We start from the raw sequence: 22,359 nt of genomic DNA, 5'->3' as shown, positions 1-22,359 counted from the left end.
CGGTGGTGCAGGTCGGCGTCCGTCAGGGCCGGGGCGCGGCCTCCGTCCAGAGCGGAGCCTCGACGAGGGTCACGCCGTCGAGCGCGACGAGCGGGCCGTCCGCGAGCGCCCGGCGCGCGCCCGCGCCCTCGGGCAGGTGCACCGCGGCATCCGGATGCATGGGGAGCACCCGCAGCGTGAGGCTCGACGATTCGGTCACCCCGAGCACGTCGAGCCCGATGGTCCAGGTCGTGCCGTCCCAGAAGCGGTCGGCCACGACCTCGCCGTCGACCTCGAGCCGGGCGACGTCGCCGGCCCAGTCGACCTCGAGGTAGCGCCGCGCGCCCGTCGGCGCGGGGAGCGTGAACGACCATGCGGTCGCGTGGCGTTCGAGCTCCTCGCGGCTCGGCGCGGACGCCCGACCGTGGAACGAGCCGTATCCGGCCGGGACCGGCTCGACCGAGGGCGTCGGTCGCCCGACGTCGACGAGGGTCGCGCCGCCGGCTGCGCCGGTCCCGGATGCCATCGGCACGCGTGCGAGGCGCGTTTCGCCCGGCAGGTACTCGACGACATCGGGAACGCCCTCGGCGCGCACCGCGATGCGGCCCGAGGCGTCCTCGAACACGGCGCCGTCGGCGCGCACGAGCCGTCGGCGCCCAGTCGACTCCAGGACCCAGATCCGGTCGGCGGATGCCGCGGGCAGCACGAGCACGTCGAGGCGAGCCGCCCCGTCGGCGAGGCGCACGAGCCGGGCCTCCTCGGCGTCGACGATGACGTTCCCTGCGTCGGGGATCGAGAGGAACGCGCCGTCGGAGGCGGGGATGCCCGTGTCGCCCGAGGCATCCGTGCTCCCGGAATCCTCCTCCGCCGCGGGGTCGGCCACCGTGAACGCCGTATCGATCGTCGCCGAGGTCGCGAGCTCCACCGGGATCCCCGCCTCGGCGACGAGCACCAGGGTCGGCACAGCGCCGTCGAGCAGGGTCAGCGGTGAGGCGGTCGCCCAGTCGAGCGTGACGCCGCCGACCTCGAGGCCGAGCGGCCAGTGCGCGATCGTGCCGGCCGGCACGTCGACCGGAGCGTGCGGCAGCACCGTGGTGCTGTCGCCGATCGTCACCGCGAACTGCGCTCCCGCGACCGTGCCGAGCGGCACGTGGGGCTGCTGCCACGTGATGAACAGCCATCCGGATGCCCCGTCGCTGCGGATCGCCCAGCGCAGGGTCGTCGTGTCCTCGACGTCCGCGGGATGCCGGTGGGGGAGCGTCGACGGCATCGGCGCGAGGCGGTCGCCGAACGCGGCGAGGAACGCGTGCTGGCGGCGCAGGGCCGCGTGGCTCGCCGAGAGTCGGCCCGCCGCGCCGATCGGCGCGTGGAAGTCGTAGTCGTACTCGGGCAGGTCGTTGGGGTAGCCGGTCGCGTGCGATTCCTGCAGGCCGGGCGCGCGGTTCGAGCCGCCGGCGTACATGTAGTAGCCCTGCCAGCCCGAGCCGTTGCCGATCTTGTTGTGGGCGACGGCCGCCACATCGGCGCCCTGCAGCAGCGGGCGCCGGTGGTAGGCCATCGCCATGCCGCCGCCGAGTTCGCAGGTCGCCGCGGGGAACGACGCCGACGGCAGCCGCGGCGTCTCGGGGCGCCGGCCGATGCCGGGGTGCTCGCGCAGGTCGGCGCCGATGCCCGGGTCGTCCCAGGTGTGCGAGAAGAAGAAGTGCTCGCGGAAGGTCGTGTCCCAGGCGTGGTCGGCGTCGACCCAGAAGCCGTCGCCGTAGCCGCCGTAGAGGGGGAGCACCTCGCCGACCGGGAGGTCGGCGCCGCCCCACGCCGTGGCGGTGTAGATCGGGGCGACCAGGCCGTGCCGGCGGGCCATGCCCTTCAGGGTCACGAGGTGGTCGGGCTGGTCGTAGAGCTCGTTGTCGAGCTGGATCGCGATGACGTTGCCGTCGGGTCGGCAGAGATCGGCGACCTGTGCGCCGATCGCGGCGAACCACGCGTCGACGAGGGCGAGGTACCCGGGGTCGTCGGTGCGGTGCGCGACCTGTGCCTGCTGCACCCAGTCGGGGAACCCGCCGTTGCGGGTCTCGCCGTGCACCCAGGGTCCGATGCGGAGCACGACGTCGAGTCCGGCGGCCGCGGCCTCGCGCACGAATGCGGCGACGTCGAGGTCGCCCTCGAAGCTCGGCGCACCCTGCACGGGTTCGTGGTGCAGCCAGATCACGTAGGCGGCTACGACGCTCACGCCGCCCGAGCGCATGAGCCGCAGCCGCTCGCTCCACTCGGCCCGGGGGACGCGGCTGTAGTGCAGCTCGCCCGAGACGGGGATCGCGGGCCGGCCCGCGAGCTCGACGTAGCGGTTGGTGATCGCGATCCGCGCGTGCCGGTCGACCTGGTCGCCCATCGCGGGGCGCGTGAGCGGCTCGGCCCACGGCTCGTGGGTCACGGCGAGCAGGTGCTGCGCGGTCGCAGGGTGCTGCTCGGTCGCAGGTTGCTGCTCGGTCGCGGGCTGCGAGGGCATGGCGTTCTCCCTTGAATCTGTGTGCGCTCACAGTTCTAGCACAGCCGATCGTTCCTGTGTCGTTCCGGTTTCCCGGAGTTGACAGTCGAGCTGGGCTGTGTATTACTGGGATCGCTCACAGGCACAGCGTGGTCCTCCTCGGTCATGCGGGCCCACGGGCATCCGCAATCACAGCTTTCGACAAGGAGGACGAATGCGTGCTTCATTCCGCATCGGCGCCGTGGCCGCCGTCGCCGCAGCCGCACTGATCATGACCGGCTGCTCCGCCGGCGAGGGCGGTTCGGAGGGGTCGGCCGACGACCCCATCGAGCTGACCTACTGGACCTGGGCGCCCAACATGGACAAGGTCGCCGACGTCTGGAACGCCGAGCACCCCGAGATCCAGGTCACCGTCAACAAGCAGGACGGCGGCGACCCCGCCATCACCAAGCTGCTCACCGCCATCAAGGCGGGCTCCGGAGCCCCCGACCTGATCCAGGCCGAGTATCAGAAGATCCCGACGCTCGTCGCATCCGACGCCATCGCCGATATCTCCGGTGCCGGCGGCTCGGACGTCGCAGGTGAGTTCCCCGCCGGCGTCTGGGACTCCGTCACCCTCGGCGGCGACGCGGTCTACGCGATCCCGCAGGACACCGGCCCCATGATGTTCTTCTACCGCGACGACCTCTTCACCCAGCTCGGCCTCACCGTGCCCACCACGTGGGACGAGTACGCCGAGACGGCCCGCGCGCTGCACGCCGCCGACCCGACCAAGTACCTCGGCACCTTCTCGGCCAACGACGCCGGCTGGTTCGCCGGTCTCTCGCAGCAGGCGAATGCCGAGTGGTGGTCGATCGACGGCGAGGCCTGGGGCGTCGGCATCGACGAGGCACCCACCCAGCAGGTCGCCGAGTACTGGGGCGGTCTCGTGCAGGAGGGCGTCATCGACAACAAGCCGATGTACACCCCCGAGTGGAATGCCGCGCTCAACGACGGCACGCAGGCCGGCTGGCTCGGCGCCGTCTGGGGCCCGGGCGTGCTCAGCGGCAACGCCGCCGACACCGCCGGTCTCTGGAAGGCGGCCCCGCTGCCCACGTGGGACGGCGACGCCTCGAACGGCAACTGGGGCGGTTCGTCGACCGCGGTCACGACCCAGTCGAAGCACGCCGAGGCCGCCGTCGAATTCGCGACCTGGCTGAACACCCACCCGGAGGCCGTGCAGGCGCTCGTCGACGAGGCCGGCATCTACCCCGCCGCGACCGCCGCCGCAGCCGCCGTGCTCACCGAGGCGCCGGAGTTCTTCAGCAACCAGCCCGACTTCTACGACGTCGCCGCCGAAGCCGCCGCCGTCGTGGCGCCCTTCACCTACGGCCCGAACGTGAACGTCGCGTTCAGCGCGTACAACGACGAGTTCGCGAAGGCCGCAGAGGCGAAGACGGTCGACGCCTTCCTCGCCGCGGTCACCGCGATGCAGCAGATCACCGTCGACGACCTCGAGTCGAGCGGGTTCACCGTCGCCGAGTGACTCCGGTGGTCGAGTAGCGACGACGGAGCGTATCGAGACCGCGCAACAGGGTCTCGATACGCTTCGCTACTCGACCGCCGTTGGCACCGCTCCTCGACCACCCGCCCCCACAGGAAGGAATCGCATGAGCGCCTCGACCAGGCGGCGTGCCGCCCTCGTGCCCTACGCGATGCTCGCACCCGGCATCGTGCTGTTCGTGCTGTTCATGGCCGCGCCGATCGTCTACACCCTCGTCCTCTCCTTCCAGAAGGAGGTCGTCAAGGGCCTCGGCCTCGGCACGGGCGGCAAGTCGCTGCAGTTCGCCGGCCTCGAGAACTACGTCGCGACCCTCACCGACCCCGAGTTCGCCGCGAGCGTCGGCCGGGTCCTCGTGTACGGCCTCATCCTGGTGCCGACCATGCTCGGCCTCGCGCTCCTGTTCGCGCTCCTGCTCGACGCCCGCCGTACCGGAACCAAGACGTTCTCGCGCACCTCGATCTTCCTGCCCTACGCCGTGCCCGCGGTGATTTCGTCGCTGCTCTGGGGGTTCCTCTACCTGCCGGCGGTCAGCCCGTTCTACTGGGTGTTCGACCAGCTCGGCTGGGACGTCCCCTCGCTGTTGTCGCCCGGCCTCGTCGTGTTCGCCATCGCCAACATCGGCCTCTGGGGCGGCGTCGGCTTCAACATGATCGTGATGTACACGTCGCTGAAGGCCGTGCCCCAGGAGATCTACGAGGCGGCCACCATCGACGGGGCATCCGAGTGGCAGATCGCCTGGCGCATCAAGATCCCGATCATCGCGCCCGCGCTCGTGATGACCGCCCTGTTCTCGATGATCGCCACGCTGCAGGTCTTCGCCGAACCGACGACCCTGCGGCCGCTGACCAACAGCCTCTCGACGAGCTGGTCGCCGCTCATGCTGGTCTACCGCGACGCGTTCACGCGCGACGACATCTACTCGGCGTCGGCGACGTCGATCATCATCGCGATCGCGACGTTCGCGATCTCCTTCTTCTTCCTTCGCGTCGTGCAGCGCCGCGCCTTCGGCCAGGAGGACTGACCCGTGTCGACCACCCTCGAGACCACCTCCACGACCGCGATCGTCGCGCCCGGGGCATCCGGTTCGCGCCGCATCCGCCGGCCCGTCACCCGGCATCGGATGCCCGTGTCGGTCGCTCCGACCGCCGTGCTGCTGCTCGGAGCCCTCTACTGCCTGATGCCGGTCGCGTGGGTCGTGATCGCATCGACGAAGGATGCCTCCGAGCTGTTCTCGACGTTCACGTTCGCGCCGTCGACCCACCTGTGGGACAACCTCGTCGAGTTGAGCTCGTACCGCGACGGGCTGTACTGGCGATGGATGCTGAACACGGCGCTGTACGCCGGCGTCGGCTCGATCGTCTCGACGTACATCTCGGCACTCTCGGGATTCGCCCTCGCGAAGTACGTGTTCCCCGGCAAGGACGTCGTCTTCAAGATCCTGCTGATGGGCGTGCTCGTGCCCGGCGTCATCCTGGCGATCCCGCAGTACCTGATGCTCGCCCAGTTCGGCCTGACGAACACCTATTGGTCGGTGCTGCTCCCGCAGATCATCAGCCCGTACGGCATCTACCTCGCGCGCATCTACTCGGCCGCGGCCGTGCCCACCGAGGTCGTCGAGTCCGCGCGGACCGAGGGCGCCGGCGAGCTCACGATCTTCCACCGCATCGCGCTGCCGATGATGGCGCCCGGGCTCGTGACGATCTTCCTGTTCCAGTTCGTCGCCGTGTGGAACAACTTCATGCTGCCGTACATCATGCTCGGCGACGACCGGCTGTTCCCGATCACCGTCGGACTCTCGGGCCTGCTGAACCAGGGCGCCACCGTGCCCGCCATGTACACGCTCGTGATCACCGGCGCCCTCGTGTCGATCGTGCCGCTCGTCGTGCTCTTCCTCGTGCTGCAGCGGTACTGGCGCGTCGACCTCGCGGCGGGGGCGGTCAAGGCGTGAGCCGTCGCCCTACACTTTCGAGGGTGGGAGACCAGGCGAGGAAGCGGCCGACGATCGAGGACGTCGCGCGCGAGTCGGGCGTCTCCCGCGGCACCGTGTCGCGCGTGCTCAACGGCGGGCACTGGGTCAGCCCCGACGCTCGCACGGCCGTCGAGGCCGCGATCAAGAAGACCGGCTACCGCATCAACCCGCACGCGCGGAACCTCGCGACCGCGCGGGCGAACTCGATCGCGTTCCTGCTCACGGAGTCGCACGACCGTCTGTTCGAGGACCCGAACTTCTCGGTGCTCATGCGCAGCGCCGCGGCCGCCCTCGCCGAGCGCGACCTGCCGCTCGTACTGCTGATGGCCGGCTCCGACGACGAGCAGCGCCGCGCGACCGAGTTCATCATGGGCGGGCACGTCGACGGCGCGCTGCTGGTGTCGTCGCACCGAGGTCGCGAGGGATTCCTCGCCGACCTCGTCGCGGCCGAGGTGCCGATCGTCGCGTGCGGCGTGCCCCTCGGCTACGAGCGCAAGGTCGGCTACGTCGCGGCCGACGACTACGAGGGCGCCCGAGATCTCGTCGCCTACCTGCGCGATTCCGGCCGGCAGGCCATCGCGACGATCACCGGCCCCTCCGACACCTCGGGCGGCACGCAGCGCCTCGAGGCGTACCGGGTCGAGCTCGGCGACGCGTTCGACGATCGGCTCGTGGTCGAGGGCGACTACTCCCGCACGAGCGGCGAACGCGGCATGCGCGAACTGATCGCGCGGGGCGTGCCGTTCGACGCCGTGTTCGCCGCCAACGACGCCATGGCCGCCGGAGCCCTCGACGTGCTCCGCGAGGCGGGGCTCCGCGTGCCCGATGACGTCGCGGTCGCCGGCTTCGACGACGCGCCCATCGCGCAGCGCGTCGAACCCGAGCTCACCACGATGCGCCAGCCCTTCGACCGCATCGCGCGCGAGATGGTGCGGCTGCTGCTCGACGTCATCGACGGGCAGCCGGCGGCGCGCATGACGATGCCGACCGAGCTCGTGGTGCGCGAGTCGGCCTAGGGGCTTCTGGAGTCCACGCGCCGAGCAAGGTGCCGGTGCCGGTCCGGCCACGGTGTTCGTCCGGTCAGGGGATGCCTCGTGCATGAGATTCCCACCCATGCCGGCGTCGGGGCATCCGTGCCCCGGAATCTCATGCGCCGGAATCTCATGCGTCGGGGTCTGCGTCCGGCGCGGCGTCGGCGTCCGGCGAGGCGTCGGCGTCGGGCCCGGTGTCGCGGTCGGGCCCGGTGTCGCGGTCGCGTCGCTTCGCTCGCGGCTGCGTCATGCCGAGGTGCACGCGGGTGCGGTGCCGCTCGTAGATGATGAACGCGGCGCCGAGGCCCCACAGCGGGAACTGGGTGAGGAACGCGATGCGGAACGCCTCGAGCGAGTACGTGTCAGGTGAGCCGGCGCCCTGGGCGTCCATCGCGAGGCCGATGAACAGGATCGCGAGCAGGCCCGCGATGAATCCGCCGCCGTTGACGATGCCCGTCGCGGTGCTGAGCCGGTGACTCGGGTTGTACGTGCGCGCGTGGTCGAACGCGATCATCGACGCCGGGCCGCCGGTGCTGAGCGCGAACGCGAGCACGAACAGCAGCCAGATCGGCGCCGGACCCGGCCACACGATCACCACGAGCCACGCGAGCGCCTGGAACGCGACCGTCGGCAGGACGAGCATCATCGAGCGCCGCATCGGATGCCGGCTCGAGAGCGCGCCGATCACCGGACCCGCGACCATGCCGAAGACGACGAACGCGGTGACGACGAGGGAGGCGACGGGCGGCGTGAGCCCCTCGCCCGCGGTGAGGAACGGGAATCCCCACAGCATGACGAACGCGGTGCCCGCGAACGGGGTCGTGAAGTGCGACCAGAACGCGAGCCGGGTCGCGGGGTGGCCCCACGACTCCACGAACCCCTCACGCAGGTCGGCCGCGCTCGTGACGACGCGGATCGCGCCGGTCTCGGTATCGACCGAGACGTCCTGCGTCCGGCCGGGGGGATGGTTGCGGATCATCGCGAAGACCAGCGCCGCGAAGAGGAGCCCGAGGCCCGCGAGGCTGCCGAACGCGACGCTCCAGCTGGTGGCGTGCAGGAGCGCCGCGAGCGGGATGATCGACACGATCTGCCCCGTCTGGCCGAGGATGCCGGTCATCTGCACGAGGAACGGGGCGCGGCGTTCGGGGAACCAGGTCGCGATGAGGCGCAGCACGCTCGGGAACACCGCGGCGTCCCCGGCGCCGATGAGCACGCGCGCGAGGATGCCGACCGCGAGGTCGTCGGCGAAGGCCATGACGAACTGGCCCGCGGCCATGAGCAGCATGCCCGCGGTGATGATCGGCCGCGCACCGAACCGGTCGAGCATGAGGCCGACGGGGATCTGCATGCCGCCGTACACGGCGAGCTGGATGACGGCGAACAGCGACAGCGCCGAGGCATCCGCGTCGAACCGGACCGCGGCGTCGACGCCGACCGACGACAGCGACGTGCGGTTCGTGACCGAGAGCGCGTAGCCGACGACGCCGATGGTCCACACCAGCCACATCCGCCACGGGCGGACTGGGGCGAAGGGCGTCGAAGTCACGGTCGTTCCAGCGTACGCCCGCAGGTTCTGCCGCCGGTCCATCCCGCGCGTGCGACTTCGGCCTGCGCGTGCGACTTCGGCCCATGCGTGCGACTTCGGCCTGCGCGTGCGACTTCTGTCCATCGGTGCGACATCCATCTCGCACGCGAGGGAGGAACTCGCACGCGAAGTCGTGATGCGTCCAGACCCCCCCCCATGACAAACCGACCAGACGGTATGCTACGGTCGTCGCAGCGAACGAGCCGGCACGGCGCCGGCCCCGCGCGAACCGACGGAGGAGTCACGTGCAGCGATTCGAGGGCAGCGTCGCCCTGATCACCGGCGGCAGCCGCGGCATCGGGTTCGCCGTGGCGCGGCGGCTCGTGGCGGAGGGGGCATCCGTCGTCCTCACCGGACGCAAGCAGGACTCGCTCGACGCGGCCGTCGCCGGGCTGCGCGAGCTCGGAGCAGACGGGACCGGAGCAGACCCGGCCCGCGCGAGCGGTGTCGCGGGCAAGGCCGACGACCCGGAGCACCGCGCCGCGGTCTTCGCCCACATCGCCGAGACGCACGGCCGCCTCGACCACCTCGTGAACAACGCCGGCATCAACCCCGTGTACGGTCCGCTCCGCGACGTCGACCTCGCGGCGGCCCGCAAGATCCTCGAGGTCAACGTCTTCGCGACGCTCGAGTGGACGCGTGACGCCGTCGGCGCCGGCTTGACCACCTCGGTCGTGAACCTGTCGTCGATCTCGGCGCTCGCCGCCAGCCCCGGCATCGCGTTCTACGGCATCTCGAAGGCCGCGGTCGTGAACCTGACCATGCAGCTCGCGCACGAGCTGGCGCCCGGCATCCGGGTCAACGCGGTCGCGCCCGCCGTCATCAAGACCGCGTTCGCGACCGCCCTGTACGAGGGCCGTGAGGCCGAGGTCGCTGCCGAGTACCCGCTCGCCCGCCTCGGCGAGCCCGACGACGTCGCCGGGCCCGTCGCGTTCCTGCTCTCCGACGACGCCGCGTGGATCACCGGTCAGACGATGCCGATCGACGGTGGCGCGCTGATGCGCCCTGCCGGGTGAAGGATGGATGCATGAAGGACGTCAACGTCGCCGACGAGGTCACGCGTGCAGCGGTCGACCTGTTCGCCAGCCAGGGCTATGCCAACACCAGTGTCCAGCAGATCGTGGAGGCCGCCGGGGTCACCAAGGGCGCGATGTACCACTACTTCGAGTCGAAGGACGACCTGCTCTTCGCGATCTACGACCGCATGCTGACGCTGCAGAAGTCGCGGCTCGACGAGATCATCTCGCACGGCGGCGAAGTCGACGAGGTGCTGCGCACGGTGTGCGTCGACGTCATCGAGACGTCGATCGACTTCCTGCCCGAGGGCACCGTGTTCTTCCGCAGCATGCACATGCTGACCGCGCCTCGCCAGCAGGAGGTCACGCGCCGACGTCGCGACTACCACGACACCTTCGCGGCCCTGATCGAACGCGGCCAGGACCAGGGGCTGTTCCGCACCGACATCCCGCACCCGGTGCTCATCGCCCACTTCTTCAGCGACGTGCACTACCTCTCGCACTGGTACTCACCCGAGGGCCCCGAGTCGAAGTCGCTCGTCGCCAGCCAGATCACCGACCTCTTCCTCACCAGCATCAGGAGCACCGGATGACCACACCCCCCGTCGTTCCCGAGACCATGCGCGCGTGGCGCGTGACGCGCACCGGAGAGCCCGAGGAGGTGCTCGAACTCCACGACGTGCCGGTTCCGGCCCCTGGGCCGGGCCAGGTGCTCGTGCGCACGAGCGCGGTCGCGATCAACTTCCCCGACGTGTTGCTCGCGCGCGGCCAGTACCAGGTGCGGCCCGAGCCGCCCTTCGTGCCGGGCATCGAGCTGAGCGGCGAGGTCGTCGCGGTGGGCGCGTCGCCCGCGAGCGCGACGGATGCCTCGGGCGGCACGGATGCCTCGGCGTACGCGGGTGCGCATGCCGCTTCGGACCCCGGCGCGGATGCCTCGGCGCGCGCCCTCGCCGTCGGCGACCGCGTTGTCGGGTCGGAGATCGGCGTGCTCTCGGAGTACGCCGTGCTGCCGGCCGAGGCCGTGCGGCTCGCGCCGGACGCCCTGGACGACGAGGCCGCGGCCGCGCTCACCATCGCGTACCAGACCGCCTGGTTCGGCCTGCATCGGCGGGCTGCCCTGCAAGCCGGCGAATGGCTGCTCGTGCATGCCGCGGCCGGCGGTGTCGGCGTCGCGGCGGTGCAACTCGGCGTGGCCGCCGGCGCCCGCGTCATCGGCGTGGTCGGCAGCGAGGCGAAGGCCGAGGTCGCCCGACAGGCCGGTGCCGAGGTGGTGCTCGTCCGCGGACGAGACGACCTCGTGGCATCCGTGAAGGAGGCGACCGGCGGCCACGGCGTCGACGTCGTGTTCGACCCGGTCGGCGGCGACGCCTACACGGCCTCGACGAAGTGCATCGCGCTCGAGGGCCGCATCGTCGTCGTCGGGTTCGCGGGCGGCGAGATCCAGCAGGTCGCGGCGAACCACGCGCTCATCAAGAACTACTCGGTGCTCGGCCTGCACTGGGCGCTCTACCAGCAGCAGCGGCCCGACCTCGTCGACGAGGCGCATGCCGAGCTCGTGCGGCTCGCCGCCGAGGGTGCGATCGCGCCAGTCGTCGACGTCGTGCCGTTCGCCGACGCGCCCGCGGCCGTGCAGCGACTCGCGGGCGGCGCCACCACGGGGCGCATCGTCGTGCGGGTCGCGTCGTGACGGGCACGGGCCTGCCCGACTTCAGCCTCGACGGCCGCGTCGCGATCGTGACGGGCGGCGCCCGCGGCATCGGCGAGGCCTACGTGCGGGCGCTGCACGCGGCCGGGGCATCCGTCGTCGTCGCCGACGTGCTCGACGAGCCGGGTTCCGCGCTCGCCGCGGAGCTCGGCGATAGGGCGCGGTTCGAGCACCTCGACGTGACCGACGAGGACGGGTGGGCGGCGGTCGTGGCCGGAACGCTCGAGGCGTTCGGCGCGGTCGACGTGCTCGTCAACAACGCGGGCATCGCGAACTCGGCGCCGATCGAGCACTTCACGCTCGCGAAGTGGGACGCCGTGATCGGCGTGAACCTCACGGGCACGTTCCTCGGCTGCCGCGCGGTGGTGCCGGCCATGAAGGCCGCCGGCCGCGGCTCGATCATCAACGTCTCGTCGGTCGAGGGCCTGCGCGGCAGCCCGCACCTGCACGGGTACACCGCGTCGAAGTTCGGGGTGCGCGGGCTCACCAAGGGGCTCGCGGTCGAGCTCGGACCGAGCGGCATCCGCGTGAACTCGGTGCATCCGGGGTTCATCCGCACGGAGATGACGACGCGGATCGACCCGGATCGGCTCGACATCCCGCTCGGCCGACCGGGAGATCCGGCGGATGTCGCGGGCACCATCGTCTTCCTCGCGTCGGATGCCTCGGCGTTCACGTCGGGCGCCGAGTTCGTCGTCGACGGCGGCATGGTGACGGCGATCGCGCATCGCTGACGGCGGCGTGCCTGCCTCGTCGTCACGTGCGACTTTCGTCGACGCGTGCGGGTTTCGTCCATCCGTGCGAGGTGCTTGACGCACGCCTGTGAGGAACCCGCACGCGAAGAATTCGACGGGAGGCGTGCCGGTGCCGGATGCCGGTGGCGGATGTCGCGGGCGCGGGTTAGCGTCGGAGCATCCCGTCGTGAGTGAGAGGAGGCCGACATGACCGATTTCGTCGACCCGCTGGAGGAGCCCCTGGTGCAGGAGCACGGATTCCCGGTGGACACCGAGGCCGAGGGCGACCCGGAGACCCGGGAGTACCTCGAAGCCATCAAGGCCGACCGCGAGGCTCGCGAGGCCGAGGGCTCGTAGGGTCCATCCGCGAAGGGCCGGGCACCGATGGGGTGCCCGGCCCTTCGTCGTGCCCGGGTGCGGATGCATCGGCGGGGCGCGGCGGAGGGGAGGTGGTTCGCACGAGCGGAGGTGCGTTCGCGCGGAAGGAGGCCTCCCGTCGCGGAGTTCTCCTCCGCTCGTGTCTCCCCGCTCGCGCGGGTCCTTCGCCTCCGCGAACGCGCGATCGAAGGGCGTGCCCGAAATGTTGCAACGCCAACATACCGTCTGGTCGGTTTCTCGGGTACAGTGAGCAGCACTCCGACACGAAGAGGTGCCGATGCCCGATCCGATCCCCCACCACGCCGACCAGACGGCTGCCCCGCCGAGCGTCCTCGGCGCCCCGCCGCGCCTCGAGGTCTCCGGCCTGACCGTCGCGTTCGGCGGCCTGACCGCGCTCGACGACGTCTCGTTCGACGTGGCCCACGGCGAGACCGTGGCGCTCATCGGGCCGAACGGCGCGGGCAAGACCACGGCGTTCAACGCGATCTGCTCGCTCGTGCGCCGCCGCGCGGGCAGCATCCGCCTCGACGGGGCTCCCGCCCCGCGATCGGCGGTCGGCCTGACCCGGGCGGGCGTCTCCCGGACGCTGCAGGGCCTCGGCCTCTTCGAGGGGCTCACCGTGCTCGAGCACCTGCTCGTGCCGCTCGGCCGCGTGCCCTCGGGCGAGGCCGTGCATCGCGCGCTCGCGACGCTCGCCGAGCTCGACCTCGCCGATGTCGCCACGCGGCACGTCGACGAGCTGCCCTATCCGGTTCGCAAGCGCGTCGCACTCGCCCGGGCCCTGGTCACCGAGCCGTCGCTGCTGCTCCTCGACGAGCCGGCGGGCGGCCTCGGATCCGACGACATCGACGCACTCGCCGGGGTGGTGCGTCGCGTCGCCGCGGGCGGATGCTCCGTGCTCCTGGTCGAGCACCACGTCGACTTCGTGATGGGCCTGGCCGACCGCATCGTCGTGCTCGACTTCGGCCGCGTCATCGCGCGCGGCGCGCCCGCCGAGGTGCAGGCCGACCCCGCCGTCGAGGCCGCCTACCTCGGGGTGCAGGCGAGCCAGGCGAGCGAGGCGAACCAGGCGAGCCGCTCGGGACACGAGGCGAGGGCCGCATCGTGAGTGGCATCCTCGAACTCGACCGCGTCACCGTCGGCTACGTCGGCGCACCCGTGCTCGACGGCATGAGCCTCTCGATCGACGAGGGCGCCGTCGTCGCGTTGCTCGGCGCGAACGGCGCGGGCAAGACGACCCTCATGCGCACGGTCGCGGGACTCCTCGCACCTCGCGCGGGGAGCATCCGACTCGCCGGACGCGACCTCGGCGGCGTCGCCGTCGAGGACCGAGCCCGCTCAGGGCTCGCGCAGGTGCCCGAGGGCCGCAGCGTCGTCGCCGAGCTCACGGTCGACGAGAACCTGCGCCTCGGTGCCCTCTGGCGGTACCGCGGCGCGGCCCGTGAACGCGCCGTCGCCGCGATGTACGAGCTGTTCGAACCGCTCGACCGTCGCCGGCGCAGCCTCGGGCACCAGCTCTCGGGCGGCGAGCGCCAGATGCTCGCACTCGCCCGCGCCCTCGTCGCCGAGCCGCGCGTGCTGCTGCTCGACGAGCCGTCGCTCGGCCTCGCGCCGCTCGTCGTCGCCCAGCTCATGGGCGTGCTGCGCGACACCGCCGACCGCACGGGACTCACCGTGCTGCTCGCCGAGCAGAACGTGACCAGCGCCCTCTCGATCGCCGACCGCGGCATCGTGCTCGGGCTCGGCGAGATCGTCGCCGATGCACCGGCATCCGACCTCGCCGCCGACCCCGCCCTTCGCCACGCCTACCTGGGATTCTGATGGACCGACTCCTCTTCCTCCTCGCCACCGGGCTCGCGCGCGGCGCGATCTTCGCCCTGTTCGCCCTGTCGCTCGTGATCATCTGGCGCGCCGCACGCATCGTGAACTTCGCGCAGGGCGCGATGGCGGTCGTCGCCAGCTACGTCGCGTTCGCCGTCACCGGTCTGACCGGCTCGTACTGGATCGGCTTCGCCTCGGCGATCATCGCCGGCGGACTCATCGGCGTCGGCGTCGAACGCGGCGTCATGCGATTCGCGCCGACCGGCTCGCCGCTCGCGGGCGTGATCATCGCGATCGGACTCGTGATGGTGCTGCAGTCGCTGCTCGGCATCCTGTTCGGTCAGAACCACCTGCCGATGCGGGCTCCGTTCGACCAGACGCCGATCGTCATCGGCGGCGTGCCGGTGCTCTCGCCGTACGACCTGTTCGTGCTCGGCGTCGCGCTCGTCGTCATGGGCGGCCTCGCGCTGCTGTTCACGAAGACGACGCTCGGCCTCCAGTTGCGCGCGTCGGCGCTCGCCCCCGAGGTGTCGCGGCTGCTGGGCGTTCGCGTGCCGCGCATGCTCACGCTCGGCTGGGTGCTCGCGTCGGCGGTGGCCGCCCTCGCCGCGATGCTGCTCGTGCCCACCGAGCTCGGCCTCACGCCGCACTCGACCGACCTGCTGTTCGTCTACGCGTTCACGGTCGCCGTCGTCGGCGGGCTCGACTCCGCGCCCGGCGCCCTGATCGGCGGACTCGGCGTCGGCGTGCTGATGAGCCTCGTGACCGGATACCTCGGCTCGACGATCGCGCCGATCGCCGTGCTCGTGCTGCTGGTCGCGGTGCTGCTCGTGCGGCCTGGCGGCATCTTCCAGGTGCGAGAGGCGCGCACGGCATGAGCACGCAGACGAACCCGCGTCCGGCGTCCGCCGCGTCTACGGCGTCCGAAGGCGCCGCCGCCGTTGCCGCCCGCGCTACCGCTGCCGCCGCGCCCGCCCGCCATGACGCCGCGTCCGCCGCTCCGGCACCCCGCCGCGGCCGCCTCCTGCTCATCGCCCTGTTGCTGACCCTGCTCGCGATCGGCGGCACGTTCCTGCTCGACCCGTACCGCAACTACCAGCTCGCGCTGGTCGCGGCGACGTTCTGCGCGACCGGCGGGCTGACGCTGCTGATCGGCCTGAGCGGCCAGCTCTCGCTCGGGCACGCGGCCCTCATGGCCGCGGGCGGCTACGGCTACGCGCTCACCGCGAACGCCGCGACCGAGGCAGGCATCGACGGGCTCCCGCGATTCCTGCTCGGCTTCGTCGGCGCGATCGCGGCATCGGGCGCGCTGGGGCTGCTGCTCGGCCTCGCGGGGGCGCGCCTGCGCGGACCGTACCTCGCGGGCGTCACACTCGCGCTCGTGATCGCCCTCCCCGCGTTCACGAGCGTGTTCTCCTCGGTGTTCCGCGGCGACCAGGGCGTGCAGATCCCGTACGACGGCGTGCCCGAGTTCCTCGAGCTGCTCATCGTCGTCGAGCAGTGGCAGGCCTGGGTGGCGATCCTCGTCACCGCGGTCATCACGACCTGGCTCGCCCTGCTGCGGCGCGGCCGGCTGGGCCTGCGGATGCGCGCGGTGCACGGCGACGAGACCGCGGCCCGGCTCGCGGGCGTGCCGACCCGGCGCGTGAAGGTGCAGGCGTTCGCCGTCAGCTCGCTCGCGGCCGGCGCCGGCGGGGCCCTCCTGTGCTTCACGACGCAGTCGGTGAACCCCGGCGCGTACACACTCGCGTACTCGCTGCTGCTGGTCGTGGCCGTCGTCGTCGGCGGACTCGGCAGCCTCGGCGGCGCGCTCCTCGGCGCCGTGATCGTCGTGCTGCTGCCGTGGATCATCGGCACCGCGACCTCCGCGTTCGACCTGCCCGCCGACCTCGAGCAGCGCCTCAGCGGCAACCTCCCCGTGCTCGTCTTCGGGGCGCTGCTCATCGTCGTGATGGCCGTGTGGCCGGGCGGCATCGCGGGCGCGGTGGGCCGCGCCCGCGGTCGCCGCCGGGCGCGCAGGGCGGCCGCATCGGCATCCGACGTTCCCGAGGCATCCGACCCGCCCGAGGCATCCGATCCCGACCGGCCCGCCCCGACCGGCCCGCCCCCGACCTGCCCGACCTGCAATCCGTTCCAACCCAACCAGAGAGGTGATCATGTCCCAACGCATCATCCGCCGGCGCACCGTCGCGCCCGCGGTCGCCGCCGCAGCAGTCGCGGCGCTCGTCCTCGCGGCGTGCAGCTCGCCCGCCGCCCAGTCCGGCTCCGAGGCGGAGGCCGCTCCCGGCATCACCGACGACACCGTGACGATCGGCACCCACACGCCGCTCACCGGCCCGGCCGCGGCCGGCTACGCGTCGATCTCCGCGGCGACGAAGGCGTACTTCGACTACGTCAACGACCAGGGCGGCATCAACGGCCGCACGATCGAGTACCTCGTGAAGGACGACGGCTACAACCCGGCGACGACGCAGACCGTCGTGCGCGAACTCGTGCAGGAGGACGAGGTCTTCGCGATCCTCAACGGCCTCGGCACGCCGACGCACACCTCCGTGCTCGACTACCTCAACCAGAACGAGGTGCCCGACCTGTTCGTGGCGTCCGGCTCGACGAGCTGGAACCAGCCCGAGGAGTACCCGTGGACGTTCGGGTTCAACGCCGACTACGTCGTCGAGGGCGCCGCGCTCGCGCAGTACGCGCAGGACGAGTTCCCGGGCAAGAAGCTCTGCGTGCTGGGCCAGGACGACGACTTCGGCTCGGAGTTCCTCGAGGGCGTCGAGCAGGTCGTCGGTGAGGAGGGCGTGACCGACTTCCAGGTGTACTCGGTGTCGAACCAGGACGTCCTCGCGCAGATCGGCGCGCTCAAGACCGCCGGCTGCGAGATCAACCTGCTCGCCACCATCAACGGCTTCACGGCCCTCGCGCTGGGCACCGCCGCGAAACTCGGATGGTTCCCGCAGTGGTTCTCGTCGTCGTCGGGCGCCGACTACCCGACGCTCGTCGAGTACCTCGGCGCCGACGTCGGCCCCAAGCTGCTCCAGGGCTTCACGTCGACGAACTACCTGCCGTTCAGCCCGGACGGCGAGTGGGTCGAGCTGTTCACGCAGATCAACGACGAGTACAACGGCGGCGCACCGTTCACCGGCAACACGGTCTACGGCATGAGCGTCGGATACCTCTTCGCCGAGGCGCTCGCCGCCGCCGGCGAGGACCCGACCCGCCAGGGCATCGTGGACGCCATCACCTCGGGCGACCTGCAGGGCAACGGCGTCGTGCCGCTCGCCTTCTCGGCCGACAGCCACGCCGCCTACGTCGGCGTCGGCATCACCACCGTCGACCAGGGCGTGCAGGACTTCAACGGCGCGACCTACTCGGTCGAGGGCGGGTCGGTCACGGCCGTCGACGCGACGCCCGTCGCCCTCGAGAACGAGGGGGTGCCGGCCGGGTAGGCTCCCGCCGTCGCGGCGCACACCGAATCGGATGCCCCGGGCGCGAGCCCGGGGCATCCGGGTGCCCGGGGCGTCCGTGTGCCTGGGTGTCCGTGTGCCCAGGGTATGCATGTGCTCGGGGCATCCGTCCGCCGGGGCATCCATGTGCCCCACGTCGATCGTGACGTCGTCCCGGGGAGAGGGCCTGCGCATGAGAATCCGGCACACGACGCCGACCGGCGACTCATGCACCGGATTCTCATGCACCAGGAATCATCCCCACGCACGCCGGTTCTCACGCCCTCCACACCGGGCCGCGCACCCCCCACGCACGTCGAAGCCCGCGCCCTCGAGGTGTGCGCGGGCTTCGGACGGTCGGGACGGTCAGCTCACGACGCCCGTGTACTGCTCGACGAGCGCGCGCTTGAGCACCTTGCCGCTGGCGCCGATCGGCAGTTCGCCGACGACGTGCACGACGCGCGGGTACTTGTACGCGGCGATCCGCTCCTTCGCGAACGCGACGAGGTCGGATGCCTCGAGCTCGTGCCCGTCGTGCGCGACGACCGCGGCGTGCACCTCCTGGCCGTGCACCGGGTCCTCGACGCCGAACACGGCCGAGATCGCGACGCCGGGGTGCCGGGCGAGCACCGCCTCGACCTCCGACGGGTACACGTTGTAGCCGTTGCGCACGATCATGTCCTTCTTGCGGTCGACGATCGTGAGGATGCCGCCGGCGAAGGTTCCCAGGTCGCCGGTGCGGAACCATCCGTCGACGACCGCCTCATCGGATGCCTCGGGCCGCCCGAGGTACCCCTTCATGAGGTTGTGCCCGCGTACGACGACCTCGCCGAGCGGTGGTTCGGCGGCGCGGTCACCCGCGCCCTCGCCCGTGCCGTCGGCTGCCGTGAGCAGTTCGATCCGCCCTTCGACCTCGGGGTCGGCGATCGCGACGTCGACGCCCCACAGCGGACGCCCGACCGTGCCCGGTCGGATCGGTTCGCCGAGCACGTTCGACGACACGGTCGGGCTGGTCTCGGTGAGTCCGTAGCCCTCGTGCACGTCGGCGCCGTACGCCTCACGGAACGCCTCGAGCACCGCGACCGGCAGGGCGGCACCGCCCGACACGGCGAACCGCAGCGGCGGACGCTCGGCGGTGCGCGCGGCGGCCTCGAGCATGCCGACGAACATGGTCGGCACCGCCGTGAACGCGGTCGCCCGGTACTGCAGCAGCAGCGCGAGCGCCTGGTCGGGATCGAACTTCGGCAGCAGGATGATCGACGCCCCGACGCGGAACGCCAGGTTCAGCACGGCCATCTGCCCGAACGCGTGGAACATCGGCAGCCCGCCGAAGACGACATCATCGGGGCCGACGTCGAACGAGTCGATGAGCGAGCAGTGCACCTGCTCGACCATCGCGAGGTGCGAGCCGACGGCGCCCTTCGGGAACCCGGTCGTGCCGCTCGTGTACAGCACGGTCGCGGCATCCGTCGGCTGCACCGAGACGTGCCGCTCGATGGGCGCGGATGCCGCCGCCTCGAGCTCGAGCCTCGGCAGGTCGGGCATCCCGTCGCCGGTCGGCAGCAACACCGTCACGAGCGGAACGCCGGCCGCCGCCGCGGCCGGGGCCGCCTCGGCGAGCATCGGTGCGGCGACGATCACGAGGTCGGCGCCGGAGTCGCGCAGCACGTACTCGATCTCCTCGGCCTTGAACAGCAGGTGCACGGGCACGACGATCGCGCCGAGCGAGAGCACCGCGTAGTAGGCGCGGGCGAAGTCGGGCACGTTCGGCACGATGAGGGCGACCCGGTCGCCACGGCCGATGCCGCGGTCGCGCAGCGCGCCCGCATAGGCGCGGGTCTGCGCCCACAGCTCGCCGTACGACGTGGTCGTGCCCATGAAGTGCAATGCCGGGCGGTCGGGCATCCTCGTCGCGGTGCGTTCGAGGATGCTCGCGATCGAGAGGGTGCCGAAGCCGCCGCCGTCGACGGCCGGGTCGGGGGAGTGCGTCATTGCAGGTTCCTTCCGCTGGGTGGGGGACGCTGGGTCGGTGGTCAGGTCGCGGCGGATGCCGCGGGTTCGCGGGATCCGGCTCGGGTGGTGCCGGATGCGCCGGCCGAGGCATCCGCCGCCCGGCGCAGTTCGGCCCGGCCGAGCGAGGCGAGGTGCACCTCGTCGGGTCCGTCGGCGATGCGCAGCGCTCGGGCGCCCGCGTAGAGCTCGGCCAACGGGGTGTCGGTCGAGAGACCGGCGGCGCCGAACACCTGGATCGCGCGGTCGACGATGCGCTGCACGGCGCGCGGCACGGCGATCTTGATCGCCTGGATCTCGGTCATCGCGCGCCGGTTGCCCACGGTGTCCATGAGCCACGCGGTCTTCAGCACGAGCAGGCGCAGCGCCTCGATCTCGACGCGGGCCTCGGCGATCCACTCGCGGACGACTCCCTGCTCGGCGAGCGGGCCGCCGAAGGCGACTCGCACCGTCGCACGCTCCGCCGCGAGGGCGAGGGCACGCTCGGCCATGCCGATGGCGCGCATGCAGTGGTGGATGCGTCCGGGCCCGAGCCGGGCCTGGGCGATCGCGAATCCGTCGCCCGCCCCGCCGATGAGGTTGGCCGCCGGAACCCGCACGTCGTCGAACGCGATCTCGGCGTGCCCGCCGTGGTCGCGGTCGTCGTAGCCGAACACCGTCAGCGGGCGCACGATGCGCACCCCGGGGGTGTCGCGCGGGACGAGCACCATCGACTGCTGGCGGTGGCGCGGAGCATCCGGATCGGTCTTGCCCATCACGATGAGGAGCGCGGCGTCGGGGTTCATCGCACCGGTCGACCACCACTTGCGACCGGTGATGACGAGGTCGTCGCCGTCGCGGCGGATCGAGGTGCCGATGTTCGTGGCATCCGACGAGGCGACGTCGGGCTCGGTCATGCAGAACGCCGAGCGGATGCGGGCGTCGAGCAGCGGGTCGAGCCACTGCGCCTGCTGCTCGGGTGTGCCGAACTCGGCGAGGAGCTCCATGTTGCCGGTGTCGGGGGCCGCGCAGTTCATCGCGACGGGCGCGAGGCGGGGGCTCCAGCCGGACTCCTCGGCGAGCGGCGCGTACTGCAGGTTCGTGAGCCCGGCGCCGCGATCGCCGGGCAGGCTGTGCGCGTTCGGAAGACTGTGCCCGTTCGGAAGGAAGAGGTTCCACAGTCCGCGGTCGCGCGCGGTCGCGCGGAGCCGGTCGACGACCGGGCGGAACGTCCACACGTCGGGCGTCGCCGCGAGCTGCGCGTCGAGCTCGGGCTCGGCGGGCAGCACCTCGTCGCGCACGAACGCGCGCACCTCGTCGCGGAGCGCGGCCGATCGGGCATCCATCGCGAAGTCCATCAGCGGAGGCCTCCCGTCTGCACGGCGCTCGGTGTTCGGTCGCCGACCCGGATGCGGGCCGCGCCCGTGGCCCACGCGAGGCCCTCGGCGGCGAGCGGTTCGACGAGGTCGCCGATGCGGTCGAACCCGTCGCCGACCGTGTCTCCGGCCCGGAATCGGTAGTGGATGCCCTCGAGGATCACGGCCAGCTTGTACGCGGCGAACGCCCGGTACCAGGCGAGGTCGGGTGTGCGACGCCCGAGTCGTGCGGCGTAGGCGTCGACGAGCTCGGCGAACGGCGGATAGCCGGCGGCCGGGTCGACCGAGCTCGGGGCGACTCCGGCGCCGCCGGGGAGCTCCGCGATCTCCCAGTACATGCCGAGCATGCCGAGGTCGACGAGCGGGTCGCCGAGGGTCGCCATCTCCCAGTCGAGCACCGCCGCGATACGGGGACCCCCGGGGGAGTCGGCGACGATCGCGTTGTCGAGGCGGAAATCGCCGTGCACGATCGTCGTGGCGGATGCCTCGGGCAGGCGCTCGCCGAGTCGCTGCCCGAGGTCGTCGAGCACGGGCAGGTCGCGCGACCGGCTCGCGTCGAGCTGGCGCCGCCAGGTGCGCAGCTGCCGCGCGAGGTAGCCGTCGCCGCGGCCGAAGTCCCCGAGGCCGACGCGCTCGGGATCGACGGCGTGCAGGTCGGCGAGCACCTCGGCGAGCTGGACGCTGAGCCTGTGCAGCCCGTCGGGGGAGTACTCGGCGTTGTCGGACGGGCTGCGCAAGACCCGGCCGTCGACGCGCTCCATCACGAAGAACGGCGTGCCGGTGACGGCGTTCGTCTCGCTGTCGTCGACGACGTCGACCGCCCGGGGGACCGGCACGCCGGAGTCCGCGAGCGCGGCGATCACACGGTGCTCGCGGAACATGTCGTGCGCGCTCGAGAGCACGTGGCCGAGCGGCGGCCGGCGCAGCACGAGCGGGATCGCGGCGCCGTCGATGCGGTACGTCAGGTTCGAACGTCCGCCCGAGACGAGGGATGCCTCGAGCCCGGCGCCGGCCAGCGACGGGTGCGCCTCGCGCAGCCAGCGTTCGAATCCGCCGACGTCCAACCCGGGAACCGTCATCCTCGACCTTCCTCCCCGCCCTGCGGCGGTGCCGTGCCCGCCGTGCGGCGGTGCCCCTTGCCGCTGTGCGGCGGTGCATCCGGCCGGCGGCTGTCGACGCCGACGCGGACCGATCGAACGACCGGTGCAAGCAGCATACCGCCCGGTCGGTTTGTTTGGTAGCCGGGACCGCGAGTCGGATGCCCCACCGCCCACCCTCGCCCCCACGGCAGTCACCCGCGCC

18 protein-coding genes and 1 pseudogene are annotated in these 22,359 nt (G+C 71.9%); 14 read left to right on the top strand and 5 right to left on the bottom strand.

The window, feature by feature from the left end; all coding sequences use genetic code 11:
• Positions 1–22 precede the first annotated feature (22 nt).
• Positions 23–2,485, bottom strand: a complete 2,463-nt coding sequence (locus tag ELQ40_RS15135; protein ID WP_127794437.1) for a beta-galactosidase — start codon at positions 2,483–2,485, stop codon at positions 23–25.
• Positions 2,486–2,678: 193 nt separating this feature from the next.
• Here ELQ40_RS15135 and ELQ40_RS15130 point away from each other — a divergent pair, with 193 nt between their 5' ends.
• The 4 genes from ELQ40_RS15130 (at position 2,679) to ELQ40_RS15115 (ending at position 6,992) form a co-directional block, all read left to right on the top strand.
• Positions 2,679–3,989: an ABC transporter substrate-binding protein gene (locus tag ELQ40_RS15130; RefSeq protein WP_127794436.1), complete on the top strand. Its 1,311-nt coding sequence runs from the start codon at positions 2,679–2,681 to the stop codon at positions 3,987–3,989.
• Between the two features lie 124 nt (positions 3,990–4,113).
• Entirely contained in the window at positions 4,114–5,028 is a 915-nt protein-coding gene (locus tag ELQ40_RS15125; RefSeq protein WP_127794435.1) for a carbohydrate ABC transporter permease, read from the top strand.
• 99 nt (positions 5,029–5,127) lie between these two features.
• A complete protein-coding gene (locus ELQ40_RS15120; protein WP_127795336.1) occupies positions 5,128–5,955 on the top strand; it encodes a carbohydrate ABC transporter permease in 828 nt (275 codons plus the stop codon).
• Positions 5,956–5,978: 23 nt separating this feature from the next.
• Positions 5,979–6,992 (top strand): LacI family DNA-binding transcriptional regulator, encoded by a 1,014-nt coding sequence (locus ELQ40_RS15115; RefSeq protein ID WP_127794434.1) that lies wholly within the window; start codon positions 5,979–5,981, stop codon positions 6,990–6,992.
• A 145-nt stretch (positions 6,993–7,137) separates the two neighbouring features.
• Here the strand turns inward: ELQ40_RS15115 and ELQ40_RS15110 are convergent, their stop codons facing one another.
• On the bottom strand, positions 7,138–8,514 hold the full coding sequence (locus ELQ40_RS15110; RefSeq protein ID WP_240666059.1) for a nitrate/nitrite transporter: 1,377 nt from the start codon (positions 8,512–8,514) through the stop codon (positions 7,138–7,140).
• A gap of 323 nt (positions 8,515–8,837) precedes the next feature.
• Here ELQ40_RS15110 and ELQ40_RS15105 point away from each other — a divergent pair, with 323 nt between their 5' ends.
• From ELQ40_RS15105 to ELQ40_RS15065, 10 genes and pseudogenes are all read left to right on the top strand, one after another.
• Positions 8,838–9,608: an SDR family oxidoreductase gene (locus ELQ40_RS15105; protein WP_127794432.1), complete on the top strand. Its 771-nt coding sequence runs from the start codon at positions 8,838–8,840 to the stop codon at positions 9,606–9,608.
• Positions 9,609–9,619: 11 nt separating this feature from the next.
• Complete coding sequence (locus ELQ40_RS15100) at positions 9,620–10,201, top strand: TetR/AcrR family transcriptional regulator (RefSeq protein ID WP_127794431.1); 582 nt, start codon at positions 9,620–9,622, stop codon at positions 10,199–10,201.
• Positions 10,198–11,295 carry an NADPH:quinone oxidoreductase family protein gene (locus ELQ40_RS19205; RefSeq protein ID WP_127794430.1) on the top strand — a complete coding sequence of 366 codons (1,098 nt, stop codon included), beginning with the start codon at positions 10,198–10,200 and terminating at the stop codon, positions 11,293–11,295. The genes ELQ40_RS15100 and ELQ40_RS19205 overlap by 4 nt, the downstream gene beginning before the upstream one ends.
• A complete protein-coding gene (locus tag ELQ40_RS19200) occupies positions 11,292–12,047 on the top strand; it encodes a glucose 1-dehydrogenase (protein WP_240665816.1) in 756 nt (251 codons plus the stop codon). The genes ELQ40_RS19205 and ELQ40_RS19200 overlap by 4 nt, the downstream gene beginning before the upstream one ends.
• A 207-nt stretch (positions 12,048–12,254) precedes the next feature.
• Positions 12,255–12,404, top strand: coding sequence for a hypothetical protein (locus ELQ40_RS18835; RefSeq protein WP_164863633.1), 150 nt, complete (start codon positions 12,255–12,257; stop codon positions 12,402–12,404).
• Positions 12,405–12,702: 298 nt separating this feature from the next.
• The gene (locus ELQ40_RS15085; RefSeq protein WP_127794428.1) at positions 12,703–13,533 is read left to right on the top strand and encodes an ABC transporter ATP-binding protein; all 831 of its coding nucleotides are present in this window, start codon (positions 12,703–12,705) and stop codon (positions 13,531–13,533) included.
• A complete protein-coding gene (locus tag ELQ40_RS15080; RefSeq protein WP_240665815.1) occupies positions 13,530–14,246 on the top strand; it encodes an ABC transporter ATP-binding protein in 717 nt (238 codons plus the stop codon). Before ELQ40_RS15085 ends, ELQ40_RS15080 begins: the two co-directional genes overlap by 4 nt.
• Positions 14,246–15,124 (top strand): branched-chain amino acid ABC transporter permease, encoded by an 879-nt coding sequence (locus ELQ40_RS15075; protein ID WP_127794427.1) that lies wholly within the window; start codon positions 14,246–14,248, stop codon positions 15,122–15,124. The genes ELQ40_RS15080 and ELQ40_RS15075 overlap by 1 nt, the downstream gene beginning before the upstream one ends.
• Positions 15,121–16,140 (top strand): annotated as a pseudogene (locus ELQ40_RS19195) (hypothetical protein); the annotation flags it as partial. The gene ELQ40_RS15075 and the pseudogene ELQ40_RS19195, both read left to right, overlap by 4 nt.
• Before the next feature lie 262 nt (positions 16,141–16,402).
• On the top strand, positions 16,403–17,695 hold the full coding sequence (locus ELQ40_RS15065) for an ABC transporter substrate-binding protein (protein ID WP_127794426.1): 1,293 nt from the start codon (positions 16,403–16,405) through the stop codon (positions 17,693–17,695).
• Positions 17,696–18,058: 363 nt separating this feature from the next.
• Here ELQ40_RS15065 and ELQ40_RS15060 read toward each other — a convergent pair whose 3' ends face one another.
• Genes ELQ40_RS15060 through ELQ40_RS15050 form a run of 3 tightly spaced genes read right to left on the bottom strand, consistent with a single transcriptional unit; the run spans position 18,059 to position 22,136 of the window.
• The gene (locus tag ELQ40_RS15060; protein ID WP_127794425.1) at positions 18,059–19,684 is read right to left on the bottom strand and encodes a long-chain fatty acid--CoA ligase; all 1,626 of its coding nucleotides are present in this window, start codon (positions 19,682–19,684) and stop codon (positions 18,059–18,061) included.
• 41 nt (positions 19,685–19,725) lie between these two features.
• Positions 19,726–21,039: an acyl-CoA dehydrogenase family protein gene (locus ELQ40_RS15055; RefSeq protein WP_127794424.1), complete on the bottom strand. Its 1,314-nt coding sequence runs from the start codon at positions 21,037–21,039 to the stop codon at positions 19,726–19,728.
• On the bottom strand, positions 21,039–22,136 hold the full coding sequence (locus tag ELQ40_RS15050) for a phosphotransferase family protein (protein WP_127794423.1): 1,098 nt from the start codon (positions 22,134–22,136) through the stop codon (positions 21,039–21,041). The genes ELQ40_RS15055 and ELQ40_RS15050 overlap by 1 nt, the downstream gene beginning before the upstream one ends.
• Positions 22,137–22,359 lie beyond the last annotated feature (223 nt).

The organism is Agromyces sp. LHK192, assembly GCF_004006235.1.
Classification (GTDB): Bacteria; Actinomycetota; Actinomycetes; order Actinomycetales; family Microbacteriaceae; genus Agromyces.
Note: the sequence above shows the minus strand (reverse complement) of the source record. Positions and strands in the feature narration are given on the sequence as shown.